Source organism: Pseudomonas sp. AC193 (assembly GCF_979258075.1).
On the sequence record NZ_OZ409832.1, the window covers coordinates 4,761,577 to 4,786,222 of the forward strand.

At 59.9% G+C, this 24,646-nt stretch carries 22 protein-coding genes and 1 pseudogene; 9 read left to right on the forward strand and 14 right to left on the reverse strand.

Annotated elements, in window-relative coordinates; all coding sequences use genetic code 11:
- Nucleotides 1–269: 269 nt before the first annotated feature.
- The 9 genes from hflC to ACZZ0D_RS21480 form a co-directional block, all read right to left on the reverse strand.
- Nucleotides 270–1,139 (reverse strand): protease modulator HflC, encoded by an 870-nt coding sequence (gene hflC / locus ACZZ0D_RS21440; RefSeq protein ID WP_053116774.1) that lies wholly within the window; start codon nt 1,137–1,139, stop codon nt 270–272.
- On the reverse strand, nt 1,139–2,311 hold the full coding sequence (gene hflK / locus ACZZ0D_RS21445; RefSeq protein ID WP_053116773.1) for an FtsH protease activity modulator HflK: 1,173 nt from the start codon (nt 2,309–2,311) through the stop codon (nt 1,139–1,141). Before hflK ends, hflC begins: the two co-directional genes overlap by 1 nt.
- A 96-nt stretch (nt 2,312–2,407) precedes the next feature.
- Complete coding sequence (gene hflX / locus ACZZ0D_RS21450; RefSeq protein ID WP_053116772.1) at nt 2,408–3,709, reverse strand: ribosome rescue GTPase HflX; 1,302 nt, start codon at nt 3,707–3,709, stop codon at nt 2,408–2,410.
- A 12-nt stretch (nt 3,710–3,721) separates the two neighbouring features.
- Nucleotides 3,722–3,982 (reverse strand): RNA chaperone Hfq, encoded by a 261-nt coding sequence (gene hfq, locus ACZZ0D_RS21455; protein ID WP_007902656.1) that lies wholly within the window; start codon nt 3,980–3,982, stop codon nt 3,722–3,724.
- A gap of 95 nt (nt 3,983–4,077) precedes the next feature.
- Nucleotides 4,078–5,049 carry a tRNA (adenosine(37)-N6)-dimethylallyltransferase MiaA gene (miaA, locus tag ACZZ0D_RS21460; RefSeq protein WP_053116771.1) on the reverse strand — a complete coding sequence of 324 codons (972 nt, stop codon included), beginning with the start codon at nt 5,047–5,049 and terminating at the stop codon, nt 4,078–4,080.
- Nucleotides 5,049–6,950, reverse strand: coding sequence for a DNA mismatch repair endonuclease MutL (gene mutL / locus ACZZ0D_RS21465; RefSeq protein ID WP_463554828.1), 1,902 nt, complete (start codon nt 6,948–6,950; stop codon nt 5,049–5,051). Before mutL ends, miaA begins: the two co-directional genes overlap by 1 nt.
- A gap of 8 nt (nt 6,951–6,958) precedes the next feature.
- Nucleotides 6,959–8,392 (reverse strand): N-acetylmuramoyl-L-alanine amidase, encoded by a 1,434-nt coding sequence (locus tag ACZZ0D_RS21470; RefSeq protein WP_218586048.1) that lies wholly within the window; start codon nt 8,390–8,392, stop codon nt 6,959–6,961.
- 3 nt (nt 8,393–8,395) lie between these two features.
- Complete coding sequence (gene tsaE, locus ACZZ0D_RS21475) at nt 8,396–8,866, reverse strand: tRNA (adenosine(37)-N6)-threonylcarbamoyltransferase complex ATPase subunit type 1 TsaE (RefSeq protein WP_053116768.1); 471 nt, start codon at nt 8,864–8,866, stop codon at nt 8,396–8,398.
- Nucleotides 8,854–10,353 carry an NAD(P)H-hydrate dehydratase gene (locus ACZZ0D_RS21480; protein WP_463554232.1) on the reverse strand — a complete coding sequence of 500 codons (1,500 nt, stop codon included), beginning with the start codon at nt 10,351–10,353 and terminating at the stop codon, nt 8,854–8,856. Before ACZZ0D_RS21480 ends, tsaE begins: the two co-directional genes overlap by 13 nt.
- 63 nt (nt 10,354–10,416) lie before the next feature.
- Between ACZZ0D_RS21480 and queG the strand changes: the two genes are divergently transcribed.
- Nucleotides 10,417–11,487: a tRNA epoxyqueuosine(34) reductase QueG gene (gene queG, locus ACZZ0D_RS21485; protein ID WP_463554233.1), complete on the forward strand. Its 1,071-nt coding sequence runs from the start codon at nt 10,417–10,419 to the stop codon at nt 11,485–11,487.
- Between the two features lie 2 nt (nt 11,488–11,489).
- Here queG and ACZZ0D_RS21490 read toward each other — a convergent pair whose 3' ends face one another.
- From ACZZ0D_RS21490 to orn, 3 genes are all read right to left on the reverse strand, one after another.
- Nucleotides 11,490–12,548 carry a Fic family protein gene (locus ACZZ0D_RS21490; protein ID WP_463554234.1) on the reverse strand — a complete coding sequence of 353 codons (1,059 nt, stop codon included), beginning with the start codon at nt 12,546–12,548 and terminating at the stop codon, nt 11,490–11,492.
- Between the two features lie 150 nt (nt 12,549–12,698).
- The gene (locus ACZZ0D_RS21495; RefSeq protein WP_095120635.1) at nt 12,699–13,310 is read right to left on the reverse strand and encodes a trimeric intracellular cation channel family protein; all 612 of its coding nucleotides are present in this window, start codon (nt 13,308–13,310) and stop codon (nt 12,699–12,701) included.
- A 174-nt stretch (nt 13,311–13,484) separates the two neighbouring features.
- A complete protein-coding gene (gene orn / locus ACZZ0D_RS21500; RefSeq protein WP_122593819.1) occupies nt 13,485–14,027 on the reverse strand; it encodes an oligoribonuclease in 543 nt (180 codons plus the stop codon).
- 107 nt (nt 14,028–14,134) lie between these two features.
- Between orn and rsgA the strand changes: the two genes are divergently transcribed.
- The 4 genes from rsgA to ACZZ0D_RS21520 all read left to right on the forward strand — a co-directional run bounded on the left by rsgA (nt 14,135) and on the right by ACZZ0D_RS21520 (nt 17,232).
- The gene (rsgA, locus tag ACZZ0D_RS21505; RefSeq protein ID WP_007915800.1) at nt 14,135–15,166 is read left to right on the forward strand and encodes a small ribosomal subunit biogenesis GTPase RsgA; all 1,032 of its coding nucleotides are present in this window, start codon (nt 14,135–14,137) and stop codon (nt 15,164–15,166) included.
- Between the two features lie 211 nt (nt 15,167–15,377).
- The gene (locus ACZZ0D_RS21510; RefSeq protein WP_053116763.1) at nt 15,378–15,785 is read left to right on the forward strand and encodes a TIR domain-containing protein; all 408 of its coding nucleotides are present in this window, start codon (nt 15,378–15,380) and stop codon (nt 15,783–15,785) included.
- Between the two features lie 2 nt (nt 15,786–15,787).
- Nucleotides 15,788–16,747, forward strand: a complete 960-nt coding sequence (locus ACZZ0D_RS21515) for a caspase family protein (protein ID WP_463554235.1) — start codon at nt 15,788–15,790, stop codon at nt 16,745–16,747.
- Nucleotides 16,747–17,232, forward strand: coding sequence for a toll/interleukin-1 receptor domain-containing protein (locus tag ACZZ0D_RS21520; protein ID WP_053116761.1), 486 nt, complete (start codon nt 16,747–16,749; stop codon nt 17,230–17,232). Before ACZZ0D_RS21515 ends, ACZZ0D_RS21520 begins: the two co-directional genes overlap by 1 nt.
- Before the next feature lie 108 nt (nt 17,233–17,340).
- Here ACZZ0D_RS21520 and motB read toward each other — a convergent pair whose 3' ends face one another.
- Nucleotides 17,341–18,393 (reverse strand): flagellar motor protein MotB, encoded by a 1,053-nt coding sequence (motB, locus tag ACZZ0D_RS21525; RefSeq protein ID WP_426618543.1) that lies wholly within the window; start codon nt 18,391–18,393, stop codon nt 17,341–17,343.
- 3 nt (nt 18,394–18,396) lie between these two features.
- Nucleotides 18,397–19,248 (reverse strand): flagellar motor stator protein MotA, encoded by an 852-nt coding sequence (gene motA / locus ACZZ0D_RS21530; RefSeq protein ID WP_053116758.1) that lies wholly within the window; start codon nt 19,246–19,248, stop codon nt 18,397–18,399.
- A gap of 166 nt (nt 19,249–19,414) precedes the next feature.
- Here motA and ACZZ0D_RS21535 point away from each other — a divergent pair, with 166 nt between their 5' ends.
- From ACZZ0D_RS21535 to ACZZ0D_RS21550, 4 genes and pseudogenes are all read left to right on the forward strand, one after another.
- Nucleotides 19,415–20,953, forward strand: coding sequence for an HDOD domain-containing protein (locus ACZZ0D_RS21535; protein ID WP_463554236.1), 1,539 nt, complete (start codon nt 19,415–19,417; stop codon nt 20,951–20,953).
- 42 nt (nt 20,954–20,995) lie between these two features.
- The gene (gene rhdA, locus ACZZ0D_RS21540) at nt 20,996–21,811 is read left to right on the forward strand and encodes a rhodanese-like domain-containing protein (RefSeq protein ID WP_212544898.1); all 816 of its coding nucleotides are present in this window, start codon (nt 20,996–20,998) and stop codon (nt 21,809–21,811) included.
- A gap of 17 nt (nt 21,812–21,828) precedes the next feature.
- Nucleotides 21,829–22,690: pseudogene (gene asd / locus ACZZ0D_RS21545) on the forward strand (archaetidylserine decarboxylase).
- Nucleotides 22,691–22,866: 176 nt separating this feature from the next.
- On the forward strand, nt 22,867–24,618 hold the full coding sequence (locus tag ACZZ0D_RS21550; protein WP_463554237.1) for a molecular chaperone: 1,752 nt from the start codon (nt 22,867–22,869) through the stop codon (nt 24,616–24,618).
- Nucleotides 24,619–24,646: the final 28 nt, after the last annotated feature.

Below are 24,646 nucleotides of genomic sequence, written 5' to 3' on the forward strand. Positions count from 1 at the left end.
CTTGAGTGAAGCAGAAAATGATCAGTCCGTTCAAAACGCACGCGCATGAACGACGCAGCGAAAGGCCTGTCAGCGGCTTCGCCCATCACTTTCCTCGAAAAACGGTCGGGCCATTCAACCCGTTGCCTGCAACAAAAAACAGCAATCAAACGTGCAGACGCAAAAAAGCCGGGAATTTCCCGGCTGCCGCATCATACACACGTTTTCCGAAAGGATCACCCCGCCCGAGGTTTTAGCCGCCGGGCGGAATGATTCAGGTCAACGTCGTATCAAGGCTTGGACTTTTCCAGGTAACGGAAGAAGTCGCTGCTTGGGTCGAGGACCAGGACGTCGGATTTGTTCGCGAAGCTTTCACGGTAGGCGCGCAGGCTACGGTAGAAACCGTAGAACTCTTGATCCTGACCGTAGGCCTTGGAGTAGATCGCAGCGGCCTGGGCGTCACCGTCACCGCGAACCTCTTCGGATTCACGATAGGCTTCAGCCAGCAGCACGCGGCGTTGACGATCGGCGTCGGCACGGATGCCTTCTGCCAGCTCGTTACCCTTGGCGCGGTGCTCGCGAGCTTCACGCTCACGCTCGGTGCTCATACGTTCGAACACGCTGCGGTTTACTTCTTTCGGCAGATCGATGGTTTTGACCCGGACATCGATAACTTCGATACCCAGCTCTTTTTCCGCCATCGAGTTCAGCGATGCGGTGATGTCAGCCATCAGTGCATCACGCTCACCCGACACCACTTCGTGCAGGGTGCGCTTACCGAACTGGTCACGCAGACCGGATTCGAGACGGCGGGACAGACGCTCGTCGGCGATTTGCTTGAGGCCGGAAGTTGCGGTGTAGAAGCGCTCGGCATCTTTCACGCGCCACTTGGCGTAGGCATCGACCATCACGGCTTTCTTTTCCAGGGTCAGGAAGCGCTGTGTCGGTGCATCCAGCGTCATCAGACGTGCGTCGAATTTACGCACCTGGTTAACGTAAGGCACTTTCACATGGAGGCCCGGCTGAACATCAGCCTGAACCACGCGACCGAATTGCAGCAGCACCGCACGCTCGGTCTGAGCGACGATGTAGAAGCAGTTCCAGCCCACCAGTAGCACAACGACGCCAACGATCAGGGCGATCAGCGATTTATTGCTCATCAGCGGGTCTCCCTTGTGCGCGTCTGCGGCAGGTCAGTGACGTGCGGCGCGGCATCCGTGTTGTTGCTGGCAGCGGCCGAACCGGTGACCGGCGCATTGCTGCCCGAGCTGTTCTGAATCATTTTGTCCAACGGCAGGTACAACAGGTTGCTCTGGCCGTTCTTGTTACCGGTCACGAGTACCTTGCTGGTGTTGCTGAAGACTTCCTGCATGGTGTCCAGGTACAGACGCTCGCGGGTGACTTCAGGTGCCTTGCGATACTCGGCGACCAGTTTGGTGAAGCGGTCTGCCTCACCCTTGGCACGCGAGACCGTTTCGTCACGATAACCGTTGGCATCTTCGATGATTCGCTGGGCCTGACCACGGGCTTCCGGCACGACGCCGTTGGCGTAGGTTTCAGCCTGGTTGCGCGAACGCTGCTCGTCTTCACGGGCGCGGATCACGTCATCGAAGGCTTCCTGCACTTCACGCGGGGCTGCCGCGTTCTGTACGTTGACCTGAGTCACAGTGATACCGGTGCGGTAAGTATCGAGGAAGCGTTGCAGACGCTCCTTGATTTCGCTGGCCATCAATTCACGACCTTCGGTCAGCACCTGATCCATGGCGGTCGAACCCACCACGTGGCGCAGGGCACTGTCGGTCGCATGTTGCAGGCTGATTTCCGGCTGATCGACGTTCAGCACGAAGTCCTGCAGGTTGCTGATCTTGTACTGCACGGTCAGCGGCACTTCGACGATGTTCTCGTCTTCGGTGAGCATCTGGCCCTGCTTGGTGTACGCACGCTCACGCGTTACGTTTTCCATGTACTTCTTGTCGATCGGCGGCAGGTAGATGTTCAGGCCCGGGCCAACAGTCTCGTAGTACTTGCCGAAGCGCAGCACCACGGCCTGCTCCTGCTCGTCGACCACATAGACCGCGCTGTACAGCCAGATAGCCGCCAGCACGACGAGGACGATGCCGATCAGACCGCCGAAGCCGCCACGGCTTTTGCCGGAACCCCCGCCGTCATCACCGCGTTTTTTACCACCACCGAACAACCCGTTCAGGCTTTCCTGCAGCTTTCGGAAGGCCTCGTCGAGATCTGGTGGCCCCTTGCGGTCGCCGTTATTGCGGCGTTTGCCACCCCAAGGATCCTGATTATTCGAGTTGCCACCCGGCTCATTCCAAGCCATAGCGCTCTCCATCTGATAAAGCAAAGACGCACCCACGGCGCGCCGACCAATGCTACAGAATGCCTGCCGTCACGGCACAACCGCTTCTTCAGGCTTTTATTGCAAAGTGTGTTGCTCGATGAATTCCATCGGCTGCAATCCTTCGCGGCTTACCAGTCGATTCAGCTCGACCCGGGGCAAACGAACGGCCAGCAAACTGATGCCTTCTTCGTCGTGTTCTTCTTTCTGTACCGCACCGAGCTCGAAAAACTGCGCACGCAGCCGGGCGAATCGTTGCGGCAAGCGCAGGGTACCGACAAACAAATCACTGCCGAGTAATTCGGCGATGGCTTGTTCAAGCAATTCCAGACCACTGCCATCACGCGCCGAAAGCCACACCCGCTGGGGCTTGCCGTTTTCGTCGCGCTGGATTTGTGGCTCAACGCCTTCAAGCAAATCGAGTTTGTTATAGACCTCGAGGATCGGCAAGTCCTGGGCACCAATCTCGCCCAGCACCACCATCACCTGCTCGATCTGCAACATGCGATCCGGTTCTGCTGCATCGATCACGTGCAACAGCAGATCGGAGTTGCTCGACTCTTCGAGGGTAGACCGAAATGCTTCAACCAGCTTGTGCGGCAAGTGACGAATGAAGCCCACCGTGTCCGCCAGAACAATCGGCCCCAGGTCGTCAATGTCGAGACGGCGCAGGGTCGGATCCAGCGTGGCGAACAATTGGTCGGCCGCGTAGACGTCGGATTTCGTCACGTTGTTGAAGAGTGTGGATTTGCCGGCGTTGGTATATCCCACCAGAGAAACGGTCGGGATATCCGCGCGGGAACGGCCGCGACGCGATTGCTCGCGCTGGCTGCGCACCTTCTCGAGCCGGCCCTTGATCTGGCGCAGGCGAACCCGCAGCAAACGGCGGTCGGTTTCGAGTTGGGTTTCACCCGGGCCACGCATGCCGATACCGCCACCTTGACGCTCAAGGTGAGTCCAGCCACGAACCAGGCGGGTGCTCATGTGGTCAAGCTGGGCCAGTTCGACCTGGAGCTTGCCTTCATGGGTACGGGCGCGTTGGGCGAAAATATCGAGAATCAGGCCGGTACGGTCGATCACGCGACACTCGAAAACACGTTCGAGGTTACGTTCCTGACTGGGCGTGAGGATGTGATTGAAGATCACCAGATCGGCTTCTTCAGCTTTGACCAGGTCGCGCAATTCCTCGACCTTGCCGCTGCCAATCAGGTATTTGGCGGTTGGCCGATGACGCGGCACGTTAAAAAACGCAACGGTCTCGGCGCCGGCCGAATTAGCCAATTCCTGAAACTCCTGCGGATCTTCGCGCGCCTCAGGGTCCTGTCCATCCAAGTGAACGAGGATTACTCGTTCACCACCACCGTGGCGCTCAAAGAACAAAGGAGACTCCTATCAGGCGTTACCTGGCTCAGCGTCACCTGCTTCGGATTCGGTTGCGCTAGGCAGACGAATTGGACGAACCGGCACTACTGTCGAGATAGCGTGTTTGTAAACCATCTGGCTCACGGTGTTTTTCAGCAGGATCACGAACTGGTCGAACGACTCGATCGTGCCTTGCAGTTTGATACCGTTGACCAGGTAGATGGAAACCCCAACTTTCTCTTTACGTAAAGTATTCAAGTAAGGGTCTTGTAGCGAATGCCCTTTTGACATGTGCCGCACTCCTTTAAGGATTCAATAATAAAAAATAGGTAATTCAGATGGCTTTAGCCGCCACACCCCCAAGGATAGACGGCAATTGCAAGGACTCAGCTCAATATGGAGATGGTCCCAAGGTATTTCAAGGCGCGTGGCAGATTGTCGCAATCAAGACTGTCCAGCCAGTGTAGATCTTCCCAGCTGCGCAGCCAGGTGAACTGGCGTTTGGCTAATTGGCGCGTAGCGATGATGCCGCGCTCCTGCATGTCGGCCAACGTCAGCTTGCCATCCAGGTAATCCCAGACTTGGCGGTAGCCTACCGCACGTATAGACGGCAACCCTGAATGCAGGTCACTTCTTTTACGCAGGGCTACGACCTCGTCGATGAATCCCTGTTCCAACATAATTGTGAATCTTTGTTTAATGCGCTCGTGCAGTACCTGGCGGTTTGCCGGGGCAATGGCCAAGTTCGCGACAGTATAGGGCAATTGTTGCAGTCCCGAAGCGGCTGCTTCAGTACTTTGCGCAGATTGTTGTGCGCGCAGGGCAGTCATGCTCTGACCGCTGACTCGATAGACTTCCAGTGCCCGACTCAAGCGCTGCGGATCGTTCGGATGAATCCGCGCTGCCGACACCGGGTCGATGACCGCCAATTGGTCGTGCAGGGCTTGCCAGCCAAGGCGTGCAGCCTCTTCCTCGATCTGCGCACGCACCTCGGGATCAGCCGCCGGCATCTCGGCCAACCCTTCCACCAGCGCCTTGTAATAGAGCATGGTGCCGCCGACCAGCAGCGGAATTTTTCCGCGCGCGGTGATTTCCGCCATCGCTTGCAACGCATCGCGACGGAAATCCGCAGCCGAATACGCCTCCGCCGGATCGAGAATGTCGATCAAGCGGTGCGGATGTTCGGCCAGCAGTTCTTTGGAAGGTTTGGCAGTGCCGATGTCCATGCCGCGATAGACCAGCGCCGAATCGACACTGATCAACTCGCACGGCAGCACCTTGGTCAGCTCGATGGCCAGATCAGTCTTGCCCGCAGCGGTCGGGCCCATCAGAAAAATCGCTGGAGGGAGCTGGCTCATCAACGACCGCGCAGGAACAGTTTGTCCAGATCGTCCAGGCCCAATTGGGCCCAGGTCGGTCGGCCATGGTTGCATTGACCGCTGCGCTCGGTGTTTTCCATATCACGCAGCAGGCCGTTCATTTCCGGCAGGGCCAAACGCCGGTTGGCGCGGATCGCACCGTGGCAGGCCATGGTGCCGAGCAGTTCATTCAGGTGCGCCTGAATCCGGTCGCTGGTGCCGTACTCCATCAAGTCCGAGAGTACATCGCCGACCAAGCGGTTGGCTTCGGCTTGCTTCAACAAGGCTGGAATTTGGCGGATCGCCAGAGTTTCCGGGCCCAGTCGCTGCAGTTCAAAGCCCAGACGTTGAAACCATGCGGCGTGCTCTTCAGCACAATCGGCTTCGCGCTGACTGACTGCCAACGACTCTGGCACCAGCAATGGCTGACCGCTCAGGCCTTCGCTAGCCATGGCGATCTTCAGGCGCTCGTACATGATCCGCTCATGGGCGGCGTGCATGTCGACCAGCACCAGCCCTTGAGCGTTCTCGGACAAAATGTAGATGCCTTTGAGCTGCGCCAGCGCGTAACCCAGCGGCGGAATGTCTTCCTGACCGGCCGGCAGCGCATTGGCGTTGGCTTCAGGCAACGGCGCAAAAAACTCGCGATACGCAGCCTGCGCCTCGGCGGCCGGCGGCATGCCCGACTGCGGGCGCGGCGTGTATTGATACTGGTAAGCGCCGCCAGCGCTGGCCCCGGACGAGGTATTGAACGCTGGTTGTGCCTGCGGTTGCTCGAGCAGCGCATTGGCCGCCAGACGCATTTCGCCTTGCGGGCCGAACTCACCGGCATCGAGGCCGGATGGGCGAACGACGGCAGTGGTGACGGAGCCGGCCAGTTGATCTTCCGGCCGCACATCGCCCAACGCGCGGTGCAACGTGCCGTAAAGGAAGTCATGCACCATGCGCCCGTCACGGAAGCGCACTTCGTGTTTGGTCGGGTGCACGTTGACGTCGACTGCCGCCGGATCAACTTCGAAAAACAGCGCAAACGTCGGGTGACGGCCGTTGAACAGCACGTCGCGATAAGCCTGACGCACCGCGTGGGCGACCAGTTTGTCGCGCACCGCCCGGCCATTCACAAAGAAATACTGTAAATCCGCCTGGCTACGGTTGAAGGTCGGCAAACCGACCCAGCCCCATAGGTGCAAGCCGTTGCGCTCGATCTCGATCGGCAGCGCCTGCTCAAGGAAACCCGAGCCGCAAATCGCCGCTACACGCCGTGCGCGGGCCGCATCATCGTGGGCCTCGTGCAGGCTGAGGATGGTTTTGCCGTTGTGGCGCAGATGAAAAGCCACGTCAAAACGCGCCAGCGCCAGACGTTTGATCACTTCTTGCAGGTGATCGAATTCGGTTTTTTCGGTCTTGAGGAATTTGCGCCGCGCCGGGGTGTTGAAGAACAGATCACGGACTTCCACCGAGGTGCCGACCGGGTGCGCCGCCGGTTGAACCCGCGGCGCCATGTCGCGACCTTCGGTTTCAACTTGCCAGGCCTGTTCGGCATCGCGGGTACGCGAGGTCAGGGTAAGGCGCGCCACGGAGCTGATCGACGCCAATGCCTCACCCCGGAAACCGAGGCTCATCACTTGCTCGAGGTCTTCGAGGTTGCGGATCTTGCTGGTGGCGTGACGGGCCAGCGCCAGCGGCAGGTCATCGGCGGAAATACCGCTGCCGTCATCACGGACGCGCAGCAGCTTGACGCCGCCCTGCTCGACATCGACATCGATGCGTTTGGCGCCGGAGTCGAGGCTGTTTTCCAGCAACTCCTTGATCACCGAGGCCGGACGTTCAACCACCTCACCGGCGGCAATCTGGTTCGCCAGCCGTGGGCTGAGCAGTTCGATGCGCGCGGCAGCGTTCAGCACTTCGTTCATTCTTTGGACGCCAGTTCGGTGCCAGGAATGGTCAGGTGCTGGCCGACTTTCAGCTCATCACTTTTCAGATTGTTCGCACTGCGCAATGTGGCCGGCGACACCTGATAACGCACGCCGATCATTGCCAGGGTTTCACCCGGGCCGACGCGATGATCGCGCGGGCCTTGGGCGATTTTTCCGGAATCACGCAGCCAGGCGATGTAAGTGCCCGGTGGTGGATTCTGCTGGAAGAACTGGCGCACGCCGCTGCTGATCGAACGCGCCAGCGCTTGCTGGTGGCTTGAGGCCGAGAGTTTGTTCGCTTCGTTGGCGTTGGAGATAAACCCGGTTTCGACCAGGATCGACGGGATGTCCGGCGACTTCAACACCATAAACCCGGCTTGTTCCACCCGCTGTTTGTGCAACGGCGTGACGCGGCCGATGTTGGTCAGGACTTTCTGGCCGACGTTGAGGCTTGAAGTCAGCGAGGCGGTCATCGACAGGTCGAGCAATACGCCCGCGAGCATGCGGTCTTTATCGTCGAGACTGACGTTGCCGGCACCACCGATCAAGTCGGAACGGTTTTCGCTGTCGGCCAGCCAACGCGCAGTCTCCGAGGTTGCGCCGCGATCAGACAGGGCAAACACCGAGGCGCCGAAGGCTGCCGCAGAAGGCGCGGCGTCGGCGTGGATCGACACGAACAGATCGGCGCCTTTTTTGCGGGCGATTTCGGTACGGCCACGCAACGGGATGAAGTAGTCGCCCGTACGGGTGAGTTCGGCGCGGAAGCCTTTCATGCCGTTGACCTGACGTTGCAGTTCGCGGGCGATCTGCAGCACCACGTCTTTCTCACGCTGCCCGCGCGAACCGGACGCGCCCGGGTCTTCGCCACCGTGGCCGGCGTCGATCACCACAATAATGTCGCGCTTGCCGGCCGGGGCTGGCGGCAACTTGATCGCCGGTTCTGTCGGGGTGACCGGCACTGCCGGTATGGTCGCGACCGAAGGGGTCGGCGCAGGTGTTGGAGCGGGTTCGGCGTCGGCTGCGTTGTCGAACAGGTCGACCACCAGACGGTTGCCATACTGCCCGTTCGGCGCCAGCGAGAAGCTTTTCGGGGTGACGGCTTTTTTCAGGTCGATGACCACGCGCAGGTCGGTCGGCGTGCGTTGTGCCGAGCGCATGGCGGTGATCGGGGTGTTCGCGGTCTGCAATTTCAGCGGCGCACCTAATGTGGCGCCATTGATGTCGATCACCAGCCGATCCGGAGCGGTCAGGGTGAAGACGCTGTGCTGCACCGGGCCGCTCAGGTCGAAGACCAGTCGCGTGTTATCCGGCGCTCGCCACAAGCGCACGCTGTTGACCTTTGAATCGGCCACAGCGTTGACGGTTACTGCCATCAACAACAGTCCAACGGCAGCCACCAACGCGCGAAAGCGCATACCTAACCCCATCATTTAATTGGATTCCAATGCCAAAGCGGCACACCAGGCCTCGCCACGCGAGCCCTGGGATAAAATTTTCAGCGAACGCCCGCTGTCTTGCGGGCTAATGGTAATGGTCAGGTCAGGCTTTGGCAAAAAGCCTGCACCTTTATCGGGCCACTCGATCAGGCACAGCGCATCGTCTTCGAAGTAATCGCGGATGCCGAGAAACTCCAGCTCTTCCGGATCGACCAATCGATACAGGTCGAAGTGGAAGGCGCGGACGTCACCGATCTCGTAGGGCTCGACCAATGTGAAGGTCGGACTTTTTACCGAGCCCACGTGGCCCAGGCCACGAATGATGCCCCGCGACAGCGTGGTTTTGCCCATCCCGAGGTTGCCTTCCAGAAAAATCAGGCCGTGGCCCTGGGTCACGCGGGCGATCCGTGCGCCAAAGTCGCTCATGGCCTGTTCATCGGCCAGGTACAGGGTTACTTCAGACACGGTGCTTGCTCCTCCAACAACTGACGAATGGCTGGAATCAGATCACTGGCCGCCAGCCCACGGCCCAATTTGCCTTGTTGCGCCCCGGCGTTGGCGTGCAGCCACACGGCCAGACACGCGGCGTCGAAACTTTGCATACCCTGCGCCAGCAACGCGCCGGTCAAACCGGCCAGCACATCGCCCAACCCGGCGGTCGCCATTGCCGGATGGCCCTGATGACACAGCGCCAGACGCCCATCGGGATGTGCGATCAGAGTACCGGCACCTTTGAGAGTTACAGTCGCTGCATATTTTTTGCTCAATGCCCGCGCGGCGGCCGGTCGGTCAGCCTGCACTTCGGCGGTACTGATGCCGAGCAGCCGCGCCGCTTCGCCGGGATGCGGGGTGATCACGCAATCCTTGGGCAGCTTCACCAAACCGCTCGCCAGCAGGTTCAACGCATCGGCGTCCCAGACTTGCGGCAACGGCGCATTGGCAGCTGCTGACAGCAACGCCCGGCCCCAACTGGCCTGGCCGAGTCCGGGGCCGATCACCAGTGTCGAGACTTTTTCCAGCAAGCCCATCAATTGATTGGCCGACGATGTGCCGAGCGTCATCACCTCCGGTACGCGAGTCAGCGCTGCCGGGACATGCTCCGGTCGCGTTGCCAGCGAAACCATTCCGGCGCCGCTGCGCAAAGCGCTTTCGGTGCTGAGCAGGATCGCCCCGCCAAACCCGTGATCGCCACCGATCAGCAACACATGGCCGAAACGGCCCTTGTGCGAAGTCGGCCTACGCGCCGCCAGTTTCGGAAGATTAGCCGGGTTGAGCCGTTGGGCGATGACCGGAATGTCACGATAGATGTCGGCGCTGGCTTGCAGATCATTAAACAGCAACGAGCCGATGTGATCCGCCGCATCGCCGGTGAACAAACCGAGTTTCAGCCCGATAAAGGTCACCGTCAGATCGGCCTGCACGGCGGCACCGAGCACATGCCCGGTGTCAGCGCACAATCCGGAAGGGATATCGACGGACGTTACCGGCAAGCCGCTGGCATTAATGGCTTTGATCGCCGAGAGGTAAGGCTCGCGCACGTCACCGCTCAAACCGGTGCCGAGCAAGGCATCAAGAATGACGCCACGAAGTTCGCTGTGAGCCTGCCAGCCTTGCACCGCGACGCCTTCAGCCAGCGCCTCGGCATGGGCCAGCGCGGCATCGCCCTGCAATCGCTGCGGATCGCCGACTGCCAACACCCGCACCTGCCAGCCGGCTCGCTGTGCCATGGCCGCGACCAGATAGCCGTCGCCAGCATTGTTGCCATGCCCGGCCAGCACCGTCAGTTCGGTCGTCGACGGCCATTGCCGAACCAGCGCGCGCCACGTTGCATGCGCCGCGCGCTGCATCAATTCGAAGCCCGGCGTGCCGGCGGCAATCAGCCGCGCATCGAGTTCGCGCACCTGTGCGGCGCCATACAGCGCGTCGGGTAATTCATCTTTCGTGTGCGGCATGCGTCTTCGGGCTCCGATGTCTGGCAGAATTATACGCACCTCAGCTCCGGTTTCTCTCGCCTCATGTCCGCCATCACCACAGACCTGCCCGCCCTCGCCCAATCGATCAAGGATTGGGGCCGCGAGCTAGGCTTTCAGCAAGTCGGCATCAGCGGCCTGGATCTCGCCGAGCATGAACAGCATCTGCAGCGCTGGCTCGCGGCCGGCTACCACGGCGAAATGGACTACATGGGCGCCCACGGCAGCAAACGCTCGCACCCGGAAGAACTGGTGCCGGGCACGTTGCGCGTGGTTTCGTTGCGCATGGACTACCTGCCCGGCGACACCGAAATGGCCAAACGCCTGGCCCAACCGGAAAAAGCCTACGTCTCGCGTTATGCCTTGGGCCGCGATTACCACAAATTGATCCGTAAACGTGTGCAGCAATTAGCCGACAAGATTCAATCCGAGATCGGCCCGTTCGGTTTTCGGGCGTTTGTCGACAGCGCTCCGGTGCTGGAAAAAGCCATCGCCGAGCAGGCCGGACTGGGCTGGATCGGTAAAAACACCTTGGTGCTGAACCGTAAGGCTGGCAGCTATTTTTTCTTGAGCGAGTTGTTCGTTGATCTGCCATTGCCAGTGGATGATCCGCACAGCACCGAACATTGCGGTCGCTGCACCGCATGTCTCGACATCTGCCCGACCAATGCCTTCGTCGGCCCCTATGTGCTGGACGCGCGACGCTGCATTTCGTACCTGACCATCGAACTGAAAAACGCGATCCCCGAAGACCTGCGCCCACTGATCGGCAACCGCGTGTTCGGCTGCGACGACTGCCAGATCGTCTGCCCGTGGAACCGTTTCGCCAAACCTTCCGGGGAAAGCGACTTCAAGCCACGGCACAATCTCGACAATGCGGAACTGGCTGAGTTGTTTATGTGGGACGAGGATAAATTCCTCAGCAGCACCGAAGGCTCACCGCTGCGCCGCGCCGGGTATGAACGCTGGTTGCGCAATCTGGCAGTAGGGCTCGGTAATGCGCCGTCGAGCATTCCAGTGCTGGAAGCGTTGAAGGCGCGGCGGGATTATCCGTCAGAGCTGGTGCGCGAGCATGTGGAGTGGGCGCTTAGGCAGCATGCTGAACGCAGCTGCTAACGTCATCGCTGAATTCCGACTGGTTTTCTCCACTTCGCGCTGCGCCCCTTACCGGTAGGCTCAATCAACCCTTCGGCCTTCAGGGCGCGCAGAACTGAACGCACTGTGTCTCGGCTCACTCCGGGGCAAGACTCCTCAATTTCTGTAATAGAAAAAGGCAGATTCCTGCCCAAAGCTATCTCCCTGACCCGATCACTTTTTCCGCCACGGCGCGTATCGATAGTCCCGACGCGCTCTTCGAACTCTTTGTACGCTCGAAGTAATGCACCCCAAAAATAATCCAACCAGGGTTGCACGTCGTGCGTGCCGTCGTGCCATCGTTTAGAGCTGATCTCCAGCGTCTCGTAATAGCCTTCCTTTGATTCCTCAAATATCCGCTCAAGACTGATGAAGCGACCGACTCGATAATCGAACTGGTAAAGCAGTAGTAACGTCAACAAACGAGCTACACGGCCATTACCATCCGAGAAAGGATGGATGCATAGAAAATCCAGGACGGTGAGCGGTATCAGGACAAGAGGGTCAGCTAGATTTTGCTGAGCTGCCAGATGGTATTGCATCAGCATTTCAGCCATTGCAATAGGCGTTAGATGCGCGGCCACTGGTTGAAAGCGAATGCGCGAAGTTCCGTCGGGGTTACGTTCGATGATGTCGTTGTTTGTCGCTTTCCAGTCACCACCCGACTGCGGCAGATAGCGGTATAGCAAACTGTGTAGCTGCCTCAGGACACCCTCAGAAAAGGGCATGTCCTCGGCCGCCTCGTGGATGAGTGATAACGCATCGCGATAACCCGCAATTTCCTGTTCAGATCGACTCTGCGGATCGCTGGTTTTGCTCATCAGCGATTTCAAGCGCGCGGGCGTGACAGTCACACCCTCCAAGCGGTTGGACGACTCCGTTGATTCAATTACAGCAAGCTGTTTCAGATCGTCTAAAACCTGAGGCGATTGAGCTATGAATAACTGTTGCTTGCCTCGGAATTCTCCCAGTGCTCTCAGCGTCGCGATCTGCGATCCGTTATAGCGCAAGGAACCGAGAAACTCAGGAGTCGGGGAGTGCATTTCAGGATGCCTGTTAAATGGGGGAAGAAATGGCTAAATGGGGTATTTAAAGTTTCAAATACCCCATTTAATTCATTTTTACCCTATTTACACCCCGCAAACTATTCAACTATCCCTACAGAATATTTCGACCGCAGCGCCCACCCGATTTCAGGGCGCGTCGTTGTAAACGAACTTAGGCATTTCCCAGTGGAAGCGGATCGCCAGCAGGCGCAGCAGGAAGCCGCCGAACAGCGTGATCAGAATCGCCTGTTCGCTTGGCACATTCAGATACAGGCAAAGCATGTAACACCACGCCGCGGCGAACGAGACGCTGGCGTAGAGTTCTCGGCGGAAGATCAGCGGGATGTCGTTGCAGAAGATGTCGCGGAGGATGCCGCCGAAGACGCCGGTGATTACGCCGCTGACCGAGGCAACCAGCATGCCGTGGCCCATTTCCAGTGCGGTCATGCAGCCGATCAGGGTGAAGGCCACCAGACCGACGGCGTCGAGCACCAGAAACAGTGAGCGCAGGTGGCGCATCCAGCGGGCGGTGAACACGGTGAACATTGCTGCGACCGAGGTCAGCACCAGGTATTCCGGGTGTTTGACCCACGTCAGCGGGTAGTGTCCGAGCAGTACGTCGCGCACCGACCCGCCGCCCAATGCCGTGACGCAGGCGATCAGCACCACGCCAAACCAGTCCATGCCGCGACGGCCGGCAGACAGCGCGCCGGTCATGGCTTCAGCGGTGATGGCAATCAGATAGAGCATCAGCAACATGGTGGCGATCCAGTCAGGAAGGCGCGCAGTCTAGCCATTTCGGTGCCGTACCTGAAGGGGCTCGGGAGACACAAAACAACGTAGGAGCTGCCGCAGGCTGCGATCTTTTGATTTTGCTTTTAAAAAAACAAGATCAAAAGATCGCAGCCTGCGGCAGCTCCTACAGGGATCGCATCAGAACTTGATGAAGTGCTTGCGGTAGTGCTGCAGCTCGGCGATCGATTCGCGAATATCGTCCAGCGCCAAATGGGTGCTGCCCTTTTTGAAGCTGTCGCGTACGTCCGGTGCCCAGCGTGCCGCCAGTTCCTTGAGCGTCGAGACGTCGAGGTTGCGGTAGTGGAAGTAGCTTTCCAGCCCTTTCATGTGGGTATAAAGGAAGCGCCGATCCTGGCAGATGCTGTTGCCGCAGATCGGCGACTTGCCCTTCGGCACCCATTTCTCGAGGAAGGCGATGGTTTCCGCTTCGGCTTCGGCCATGCTGATGCGGCTGTCGCGCACGCGCTGGGTCAGGCCGGAGTTGCCGTGGGTGCGGGTGTTCCACTCGTCCATGCGCGCGAGCACTTCGTCGCTGTGGTGGATGGCGATCACCGGGCCTTCGGCCAAGGTGTTGAGGTCACTGTCGGTGACGATGGTGGCCATTTCGATGATGACGTCGTTGTCCGGGTCAAGGCCGGTCATTTCGAGGTCGATCCAGATCAGATTCTGCGGGTTTTGCATGTTTCGGCTCCTGAGCAATGCTGCGCAGTTTAGCCTAGGCCGGCTGCCGGGCGTGCTAAACTCGCGGCCGTTTTACCTAATCGCTGCATTCTTCAGACGGAACACCCATGGCCAAACGCCAACTCAATCGTCGTCAAAACTGGCGCATCGAAAAGATTCAGGGCGAACGCGCCGCACGCGCCGCCAAACGCGAGTCCTCGGCTGTCGAAGCCCTGGAGGGCGGCGACCTGGGCCCGGAACAGACCGGCCTGGTGATCGCTCACTTCGGCGTGCAAGTCGAAGTCGAGGCCATTGACGGCGAACAGGCTGGCCAGGTTTTCCGCTGCCACTTGCGCGCCAACCTGCCTGCGCTGGTGACCGGCGACACGGTTGTCTGGCGTGCCGGCAATCAGGGCATCGGTGTGATCGTCGCGCAACTGCCGCGTACCACCGAACTCTGCCGTCCGGACAGCCGAGGCCAGTTGAAGCCGGTCGCGGCCAACGTCGACATGATCGTCATCGTCTTCGCCCCGCTGCCCGAGCCGCATGCCAACCTGATCGACCGCTATCTGGTCGCCGCCGAACACGCCGGCATCCGCCCGTTGCTGCTGCTGAACAAATTCGACCTGATCGACGAGCACAACGCACCGGCGCTCAATGCGCTGCTGGCGGTGTACCGCACGCTGGGTTATCCGGTGCTGGAAGTGTCGGCGCACCACGGTGACGGCATGGAACAGCTGCAAAAGCAGCTCGACGGACGCATCAGCGTGTTCGTCGGTCAGTCCGGTGTCGGCAAGTCGTCGCTGGTCAACAGCTTGCTGCCTGAAGTCGAAACCCGCGTCGGGCCGCTGTCCGAGTTGTCCGGTCAGGGCACGCACACGACGACCACCGCGCGCCTGTTCCACTTCCCCGGCGGCGGTGAGCTGATCGACTCCCCGGGTATCCGTGAATTCGGCCTCGGCCACGTCAGCCGCGCCGACGTTGAAGCCGGTTTCATCGAGTTCGACGACCTGCTCGGCACTTGCCGTTTCCGCGACTGCAAGCACGACCGCGAACCGGGTTGTGCGTTGCTCAAGGCACTGGAAGACGGCCGCGTTCAGCAACAGCGCATGAACAGCTACCGCTCGATCATCGCCAGCCTGCCCGAAAACGGCTATTAAACAGTCGTTCCGGCAGCCCTTTCCCCAAGGGCTGCCGGATGTCGGTTTTCCCCTGACTCTCCCCTCTCTTTTTTAAACATCAGGCTTTTCTGTAGGACTTTTGCACGCCTGCTTGCAGGACATTTCTCTTTCTTCGCCCAAGCCTTGTGGGCACGCTTCATGAGCCTACATTGAGTTCCTCGTCGCACGTTCGCGCCCCAGAGGAACCCCCATGCAAACCTACCATTTGTTCATCAGCCACTCGTGGAACTACTCCCACGCCCACGACAATCTGGTGCGCCTGCTCAGTGCCCACCCCGACTTCACCTACAAGAATTTTTCGGTGCCGCCGCACAACCCGATCATGGGCGCGCAGACTGACAAACAGCTCGAAGAAGCCATCGAAAACAAGATTCGTCCGTGCTCGGCGGTGCTGATCATGGCCGGCATGTATTCGACCTACAGCAAGTGGATCAACAAGGAAATCGAGATCGCCAAGCGCATGGGCAAGGTGATCATCGCAGTGAAACCTTTCGGCGCCGAGCGCATTTCCACGGTGGTGCGTAACGCCGCACACGCCGAATGCGCGTGGAACACCAACAGCATCGTCGGCGCGATCCGCCTGCACACGGCGGCCTGATCATGCGCAAAGGACTGTTTATCGGCATCAACGACTACACGCATATTTCGCGCCTGAGCGGTTGCAGCAATGACGCCATGGCCATGGCCTCGGTGCTGAAAACCGACGCCGAAGGCGACCCCAACTTCAAGAATGTCGTGCTGACGTCGGCTGAGGATTACCTGGGCCGGGAGATGCTCGAAGACCAGATCCGCGAGCTGTTTTCCGGCGACTGCAATGTCGCCCTGCTGTATTTCGCCGGGCATGGCGGCTTCGACACCGACAATGACGAAGGCATGTTGCTGCCCCAGGATTATCGCAACGCCAAGGACGGCATCCGCATCAGCGACATCCTCAACTGGGCGAGCAAAGCCACACGCATCAAGAACAAAGTGATCATCCTCGATTGCTGCCAAAGCGGCGCCGCCGGCGAGGTCCGTGCCTTGCGCAGCGAGAGCAGTGTGGTCGGCGAAGGCATGACCATTCTGACCGCGTGCAAAAAGGAAGAACCGGCCATGGAAGGCGCGCAACACGGCGTGTTTACCGGTTTACTGCTGCAGGCTTTGCACGGTGGCGCGGCGAACATTCTCGGCAAGATCACGCCCGGCAGCCTCTATTCCTTTGTCGATAACGCGCTCGACGCTTGGGAACAACGCCCGGTGTTCAAGACCAATGTGTCGCAGTTCATTTCCCTGCGCGAAGTCTCGCCGCTGATCCCCAAAGAGATCCTGCGCAAATTGCCCGAATGGTTTGCCGAAGCCGAATCGACCTACCCGCTCGACCCCAGCTACGAACCGACCGAAGCCAGCTTCAATCCGGAACACGGCGAGGTCTTCGCGCAACTGCAGAAGTGCAATCGCCACAGCCTGATCGAACCGGTCGACGCCGAGCACATGTACTACGCCGCCCTCCACTCCACCGGCTGCCGCCTCACCGCGCTCGGCGCCTACTACCGCGAACTCGCAATCAAAGGACACTTCTGATGCCTGTGTTTATCAGCTACCGCCACATGGATCGTATGCAGGCCATGGCGATCAACAGTCGCCTGAAACAGGCGAACATCAAGACCTACCTGGATGTGCTCGATCCGGAATCACAGACCACCGACGACATCACCGGCGTCATCACCCGCAACATCACCGAGTGCACGCACTTGCTGGCGGTGGTCTCGGAGCGGACGGCTTCGTCGTGGTGGGTGCCGTTCGAGATTGGCGAGGCGACCATCAGCAACCGACGGATCTGCTCGTTCAAGACCGGGCCGGCGGAGCTGCCGCTGTATCTGGATAAATGGCCGAAATTGAGTACGGATAAAGATCTGGATTTCTTTATTGATGCTTATCGTGAGGAAGTGACGAACAAGCGCTCGGTGATGCTGGATTCGATGAGTGAGTCGATGAAGGGGACTTACAAGAGGAATGCTGAGCAGTTTCATGATCAGTTAAAGGGCAGGATTCGGCGGGGGTTTTGAGATCTCACTGACCGCCTCCCAATCATTTTCGTGGCGTTACGAAAATGATCTGCAAAATGAAACCGACAACCACAAAAAAGCCGACATCTCTGTCGGCTTTTTCGTCTCTTACTGCTTCGGCGCAGGAGCCGGCGCTGGCGCCGCACTCCCCGGTTCCGCCGGCTTCGGCGCGGCGTCATCAAACAAGTTCAGCCGTTCACGCAACTCATGCGGCGGCACCGGTTGCTGATCCGCCGGCAGAGCATTCGGATCAACCGGCGCTGCCGGGGTGGCGCCGTTGTGGCTTTCATCGACTGGTTTCGCTGCGTCCGCACCTTGCGCACCCTCGATCGCTTCCTGGGCCTTTTTGGTCAGGACGACGATGTCGATGCGGCGGTTGACCGGGTTGAACGGATTTTCCCGGTCGAACAACGCCGACGAGGCATAACCGACCACTCGCGCCACTTGCGCATCCGGATAGCTACCCGCCACCAGTGCACGACGTGCAGCGTTGGCGCGGTTGGCCGACAGCTCCCAGTTTCCGAAATCGCCGGTGCCAGTGTACGGCTTGGCGTCGGTGTGGCCGCTGATGCTGATTTTGTTCGGCACCGCTTTGATGGTATCGGCCATCGCCAGCAAGATGTCTTCGAAGTACGGCTTCAGACGTGCGGAACCGGAGTCAAACATCGGCCGGTTTTCGGCGTCCATGATCTGGATGCGCAAACCATTCGGGGTGATCTCGAAGAGGATCTGATCCTTGAATTTCTGCAGCTGCGGGTTCTCGTCGACCTTGTTCTGCAGTTCTTGCAGGAGCAGTTCCAGACGTTCTTTCTCGACCTGCTCGGCCATGCCTTCTACCTGTTCGGTGTCGACGGTGACCTTGTCTGGTTGCGGCTGGGATTTCACCTCAGGGTTGAGGGTATTTTCCGGTGCCAGGGTCGGCGTGCCGCCCAAGTCGATGATGTACGGCGTGCCGCTTTCGGAGAAGCCGACCGGGTCTTTGAAGTAACCGGCGATGGCGATCTTCTGCTCGGGTGTGGCGGTGGACAGCAGCCACAGCACGAGGAAGAACGCCATCATCGCCGTCGCAAAGTCGGCGAAGGCGATTTTCCACGCCCCGCCGTGATGCCCACCGGCTATGCGCTTGACGCGCTTGATGATAATCGGCTGATTATTTTCCATGACTTAGCGACCGCGAACCGCTTGTTCCAGCTCGGCGAAGCTTGGACGGTGCGCCGGGTACAGCACTTTGCGGCCGAACTCGACCGCCAGCGACGGCGGCATGCCGGAAGCCGAAGCCACCAGCGAGGCTTTGATGGCTTCGTAAACGTTCAGCTCTTCTTTGGCATCGTGGGCCAGCGAATGCGCCAGCGGGCCGAAGAAACCGTACGCCGCGAGAATACCGAAGAAGGTACCGACCAGTGCCGCACCGACGTGCAGACCGATGGATTTCTGATCGCCTTCACCCAGCGAGGCCATGGTCACTACGATACCGAGTACCGCCGCGACGATACCGAAACCCGGCATGGCATCGGCGATGCCGTTCACCGCGTGGGATGGATGTTCGAGGTCTTCTTTAAGGCTGTAAAGCTCCATGTCGAACAAGCCTTCCAGCTCGTGCGGAGCCATGTTGCCGGACGACATGATGCGCAGGTAATCGCAGATGAACGCGGTCATGCGTTCGTCTTTGAGCACGGCCGGGTACTTGGCGAAGATCGGACTCGCGGCGGCGTCTTCGATGTCGCCCTCGATGGCCATCATGCCTTCGCGGCGGCTCTTGTTGAGGATCTCGTAGATCAGACCCAGCACTTCCAGATAGAACGTGTGGGTGAAGCGCGAACTGAACATGCTCAGGGATTTCTTGAGCACGTGCATCGTCATGTAGCCGGGGTTGGCCTGCAGGAACGCACCGAGTGCCGCGCCACCGATAATCAACACCTCGAAAGGCTGGATCAGGGCGGCAATTTTGCCGTGGGAAAGCACGTATCCGCCGAGCACGCTCGCGAATACGACGATGATGCCGATAATTTTAGCCATAGGTAGAAAGTACTTATTTAAGTCGGGTTCAAGGTCATATTCGGAAGTTAAAAAATCTCTTCTTCTACTTATCGGCAAAACTGCGCCAGACTATAGCCAGTTCAGGCGAAAAGCCAATTTAGCCCATGCCGGGCGCGTCTAAAGCAGATGAAGATCCCGTCCAGACATGGCTAATGAAACGAACGTCCCACACGCAAAACCGACCACCCTCGAAGGCTGGGTCAAGCTGCTCGACAGCGTTCGCCTGCCGGTGCCGCAAGAGGCACACGACAAAGTCTGTCGCGCGATCCGCGATAACCGCAGCTCGCTGCGCGACATCGCCGATTTGATGCAGGACAGCCCGGCGCTGGCCTTGAGCATCATCCGTGAGGCCAATCGTCACACCCACGGCAACATGGGCACGCCGGCGGAAAATCTTGAAGTGGCGATCAATCGTCTCGGCCTCGCCCGCACCGAAGAGTTGCTCGCGCGCCTGCCGGCCCAACCGCAGATGCAAATTCCCAAGGCCCTGCGCCAATTGCAGATGATCAGCCAGCACGCGACGCAACAGGCCAATGGCTTTTTCGCCAGTCGCCTGGCGCGGCTGTGGCAGGACATTCATTGGGGCAGCCTGTTGTTTCTGTCGCCACTGTGGCCACTGGCGCTGACTTATCCACAGTTGCTCGAAGAGTGGGAGCTGCGGGTTATCCACAAGGGCGAGTCGGCACGCACCGTCGAAAAGCAATTGTTCGGCGTGCGCCTGCTGCGGATCGCGGAAGCGCTGGTTGCGGTCTGGCACCTGCCGATCTGGGTGCAGCAAGGCTATAAATTGCTGCTCAGCGAACAGCGTGAACTGGTCAAAGTGCTGCGCATCGCCCGCGACAGCGAACACCCGCTGCGCCAGCAAAATCGCCTCGACGATGACCCGACTTTGCGCCGCTGGCTCAACCAACCGGCCAACACCGTGCTGCTTGCCAACGGTCTGGCGCTGTCGGCGCAACAGGCTTGGGACAGTCCGCACAGTGAGCGCTGGCAATACCTGACCAGCCTGTATCTGCAGATTTCCATGGACGAGGTGCAGCAACAGTTGCACCAACAAGCCGCGAACAGTGCCCGGCAACATGCGATGCCTGATTTGTGGCACCCGGCCGTTTCGCTGTTGTGGCCGTGGGGCACCCGTCGCTTGCCGGCCGGCATGCTGCCCGCCGCCGCGCCGACCTCTGAAGACCTGGGCCAGTGGCGTAAGCAATGCGCCGAACTGCTGGCTGAGCCGAGCCGCTTCACCAATGCCATGAGCCTGACCGTCGCCGCCCGCGATGCGCTGGTGGCCAGCGGCATGCGTCGGGTGATGATCCTGATGGCTGACCGCACACAATCCAATCTGCGCGTGAATCAAACCTTCGGCCTGCCGAAAGAAGCGGCAGCGCTGAATTTTGTCGTCAGCCAGAGCAGCGTGCTGCAACGTTTGCTCGCGCAACAAGCGCAGGTGCGGATCAACCCGGACAACAACGCGCAGTTCTCCGCCCTGCTGCCGCCGGGCCTGCGCACGTTGTTTCGCGGTGAGCATTTGTTCCTGCGCTCATTGGTCAACAATGGCCGGGTGATCATGATCGTTGTCGCCGATCAGGGCGGCGGGCCGTTTGCCGACATCACCGTGCAGGCCTTTGGCAAAACCGCGCAGTGCATCGAAAAAGCCCTGTACAGCTTTAGCAGCCGTGGCCGATGAGGCTGCGCTACAATCCTCCCCTTTGTGCTCTGGAGACCTCGCATGTCTGACTTCTCTGGCTTGCCGCTCGTCATCGAACCGAGCGACCTGCTGCCTCGGCTTGAGTCTGAAGAGCTGATTCTGGTGGATCTGACCAGTGCCGCCCGCTACACCGAGGGACATCTCCCCGGCGCGCGCTTTGTCGACCCCAAGCGTACCCAGCTCGGCCAGCCGCCGGCGCCGGGTTTGCTGCCGGCCAAAGCCGATCTGGAAGCATTGTTCGGCGAGTTGGGCCATCGCAAGGACGCGGTCTACGTGGTTTACGACGATGAGGGCGGCGGCTGGGCCGGACGCTTCATCTGGTTGCTCGACGTGATCGGTCACCACAAATACCACTATATAGACGGTGGTTTGCCGGCGTGGCTGGCGGATGGCATGCCGATGTCGATTCAGGTGCCGGCAGCCGTCGGCGGCCCACTGCCGTTGACCCTGCACGACGAACCGACCGCGACCCGTGAATACCTGCAAAGCCGTCTCGGGGCTGCCGATCTGGCAATCTGGGATGCGCGCGGGCCGCTGGAATACTCCGGCGAGAAAGTGCTGGCCGCCAAGGCCGGGCACATTCCCGGCGCGGTCAATTTCGAATGGACGGCGGGCATGGACAAGGCGCGTCAGTTGCGCATTCGCAGCGACATGCCGCAGATCCTCGAAGACCTCGGGATCACCAAGGACAAAGAAATCATTACCCACTGCCAGACCCATCACCGGTCGGGCTTCACTTATCTGGTGGCCAAATCCCTCGGTTATCCGCGGGTAAAAGGCTACGCCGGTTCCTGGGGCGAATGGGGCAACCACCCTGACACGCCAGTCGAGATTTAAGGTTTTAAGGACAACTAATGAAAGAGCGTCTGTTTATCCTCAGTCAGTACCTGCTGCCTCATCACCTGCTGTCGCGCCTGGCCGGCTGCGTTGCCGAGTGCCGCGTGCGCTGGTTCAAGAATGCGTTCACCCAGTGGTTCGCCAAGCGTTATCAAGTCGACATGTCGCAAGCGCTGGTGGAGTGACCTGACCGCTTACGAGCACTTCAACGCCTTCTTCACCCGCGCCCTGAAAGACGGCGCGCGTCCGCTGGACGAAACCCCGGGCGCGATCCTCAGCCCGGCCGACGGTGCGGTCAGCCAGCTCGGCCCGATCGAACACGGTCGCGTGTTCCAGGCCAAGGGCCACAGCTTCAGCGTCCTCGAACTGCTCGGCGGTGATGCGGCCAACGCGGCACCGTTCATGGGCGGCGACTTCGCCACTATTTACCTGTCGCCGAAGGACTACCACCGCGTGCACATGCCGCTGGCCGGCACCCTGCGCGAGATGGTCTACATCCCGGGCCGGATTTTCTCGGTGAATCAGACCACCGCTGAAAACGTGCCGGAACTGTTCGCTCGCAACGAGCGCGTGGCGTGCATTTTCGACACCGAGCGCGGCCCGATGGCGGTAGTGCTGGTCGGCGCGATGATCGTCGCTTCGATCGAAACCGTGTGGGCCGGTCTGGTCACCCCGCCGAAGCGTGAGCTGAAAACCTTCCGCTACGACGAAGCCGCGCGTGCGCCGATCCATCTGGAGAAAGGTGCTGAACTGGGCCGCTTCAAACTGGGCTCGACGGCCATCGTGCTGTTCGGCCCGGATCAGGTGAAGTGGGCTGAAGAACTGGTTGCCGGTTCGCCAGTGCAGATGGGCCAAGGCCTGGCACTGCCAAACGCCTGATTCTAGAAACACGCAATCCTGTAGGAGCTGCCGCAGGCTGCGATCTTTTGATCCTGGTTTTAAGATCAAAAGATCGCAGCCTGCGGCAGCTCCTACACGTTGTTTTGTGTGCATCTTCAATGACGATGCGTTGAGGCAGAACACCCGCTCGCTTATTTGCTGCTATGGTTTTTGGCATGAGCCAGACCATCTCTCCCCCACAGCTGCGCGCCCCGACCCCGAATCAGCCGCGCCTGTTATTTTGCGAAGCCACCCCGCGCGACCTCAAGCGCTGGATCGCCGGCCTGCCCAAGGCCAACATCGGCGAAACCGCCCGCCAGCTGTATCAAGGCCTCGGCGAACTCAACCAATTGCTCACCCCCAGCGACAACCGTCTGCAACTGCTCGAATTGCTGCGGCCCGAGGTGTATTTCGTCTGCCAGCATCTGGAGCGACATTTCCTGCATCAGGCGATCATGCTCGATGAGCGTTCGCGCAAGATCAGCAATCTGTGTCAGGCTCTGCAAAGTCATTTGGCGATCGGTTACAAACAGATCGTCCTGAGGATCGCGCCGAAGTACAGCAAGGATCGTGCGGCGCTGCTCGGTTTAGCGTTGCAGCGAGCGGCGCATGCGTTGAAGGGTCAATTGGTTCGTGCCACGCAGCTGTACAGTCCGCCGCCAGAGCATCTGTGGTTTGAACTGCATCAGCTCTATCGCATCGCGTGTGAATTGCAGCTGCAACAGCGGCGCGTGCATGACGATCTGGCCAGCCTGACCACCGAGCTGAGCCTCGAACAAACTTACATCGCCGCCCTGCTCCTCGGCAGCGCCCGCTGCAATCAACTGCGCCAGAACCAGATCGCCCGCCTTGCCGAAGTGCTTGAACCATGGAGCGCCCTGCTCAAGCTGCACCCCGGTACGCCCGACGACGGCCTGTTTGCGATCAGCGCCGAACTCGATATCGGCCCGCGTTACCGCAGCATGTTCCGCAGTGAGCAACGCGCCAGTTTGCTCGGCTTCGATCCGCAACCGCTGGTGAATACCCTCGAAGCGCATTTGCTGCATCAGGACACGTCCAAGCCTTTGCCCGTCCCGACCGGACTGAGTTTCGACACGCTGCAACATTTACACGCGACGTGGGGCGAAGCGGCCGAGCGCAGTTTTCAGCGCACCGTCGGCCAAGGCAATCTGACCGTGTGCGTGGGCATGAGCGCCCTGCACTTCTACCTTGGCGGCGAGCGCAGTTTCAGCGACATGCTCAAACATCCCGGCGCCCGCGCAGCGAATTTCAGCCACGCCGTGGTTCAAGGTGAAAAGGACAGTTGGAGCCAGGCCTTCGATTCGGCGCCACAGAATAACGAGGAGTTTTTGCCCTACGAAGAAATCCAGTACGACCACCTCGGCGAAGACGAAAGCAGCGCCGACGCTGCACCGCACTATCCGACCTACGCATTGCCCGTGATCAATCACAGCCCCGGCGGCTACTGTTTAGGCTGGCCGAAAGAAGTCCCCGCCGAATTGCAGGCCGGGGAAATGCTCGGCATTCAGGACAGCGTCAGCCTGGGCTGGAGCATCGCGGTGATTCGCTGGATTCGTCAGGTGCGCGGCGGCGGCACGCAAATGGGCATTGAACTGGTGGCGCCACACGCCCAGCCCTGCGGCTTGCAACTGGTGCGTTCGCGGGACGATCACAGCCAGTATTTGCGTGGATTATTGTTGCCGGAGATCAGCGCCATCGACGTGCCCGCGACACTGCTCGCACCGCGTCTGCCGTTTCAGGAAGGCAGCAAAATCTTGATCAACACCCACGGCGAAGAACACCGCGCCGGGCTGGATCGGCGGGTGGCGAGTACGCACAGTTTTAATCAGTTTGCTTACCGCTCGCTGGAAGCCGCGCAGAATGGCGGGAGCGAGGAGGATTTTGATTCGTTGTGGAAGTCACTCTAGACCGAGGCGCGGCCTTCGCGAGCAAGCC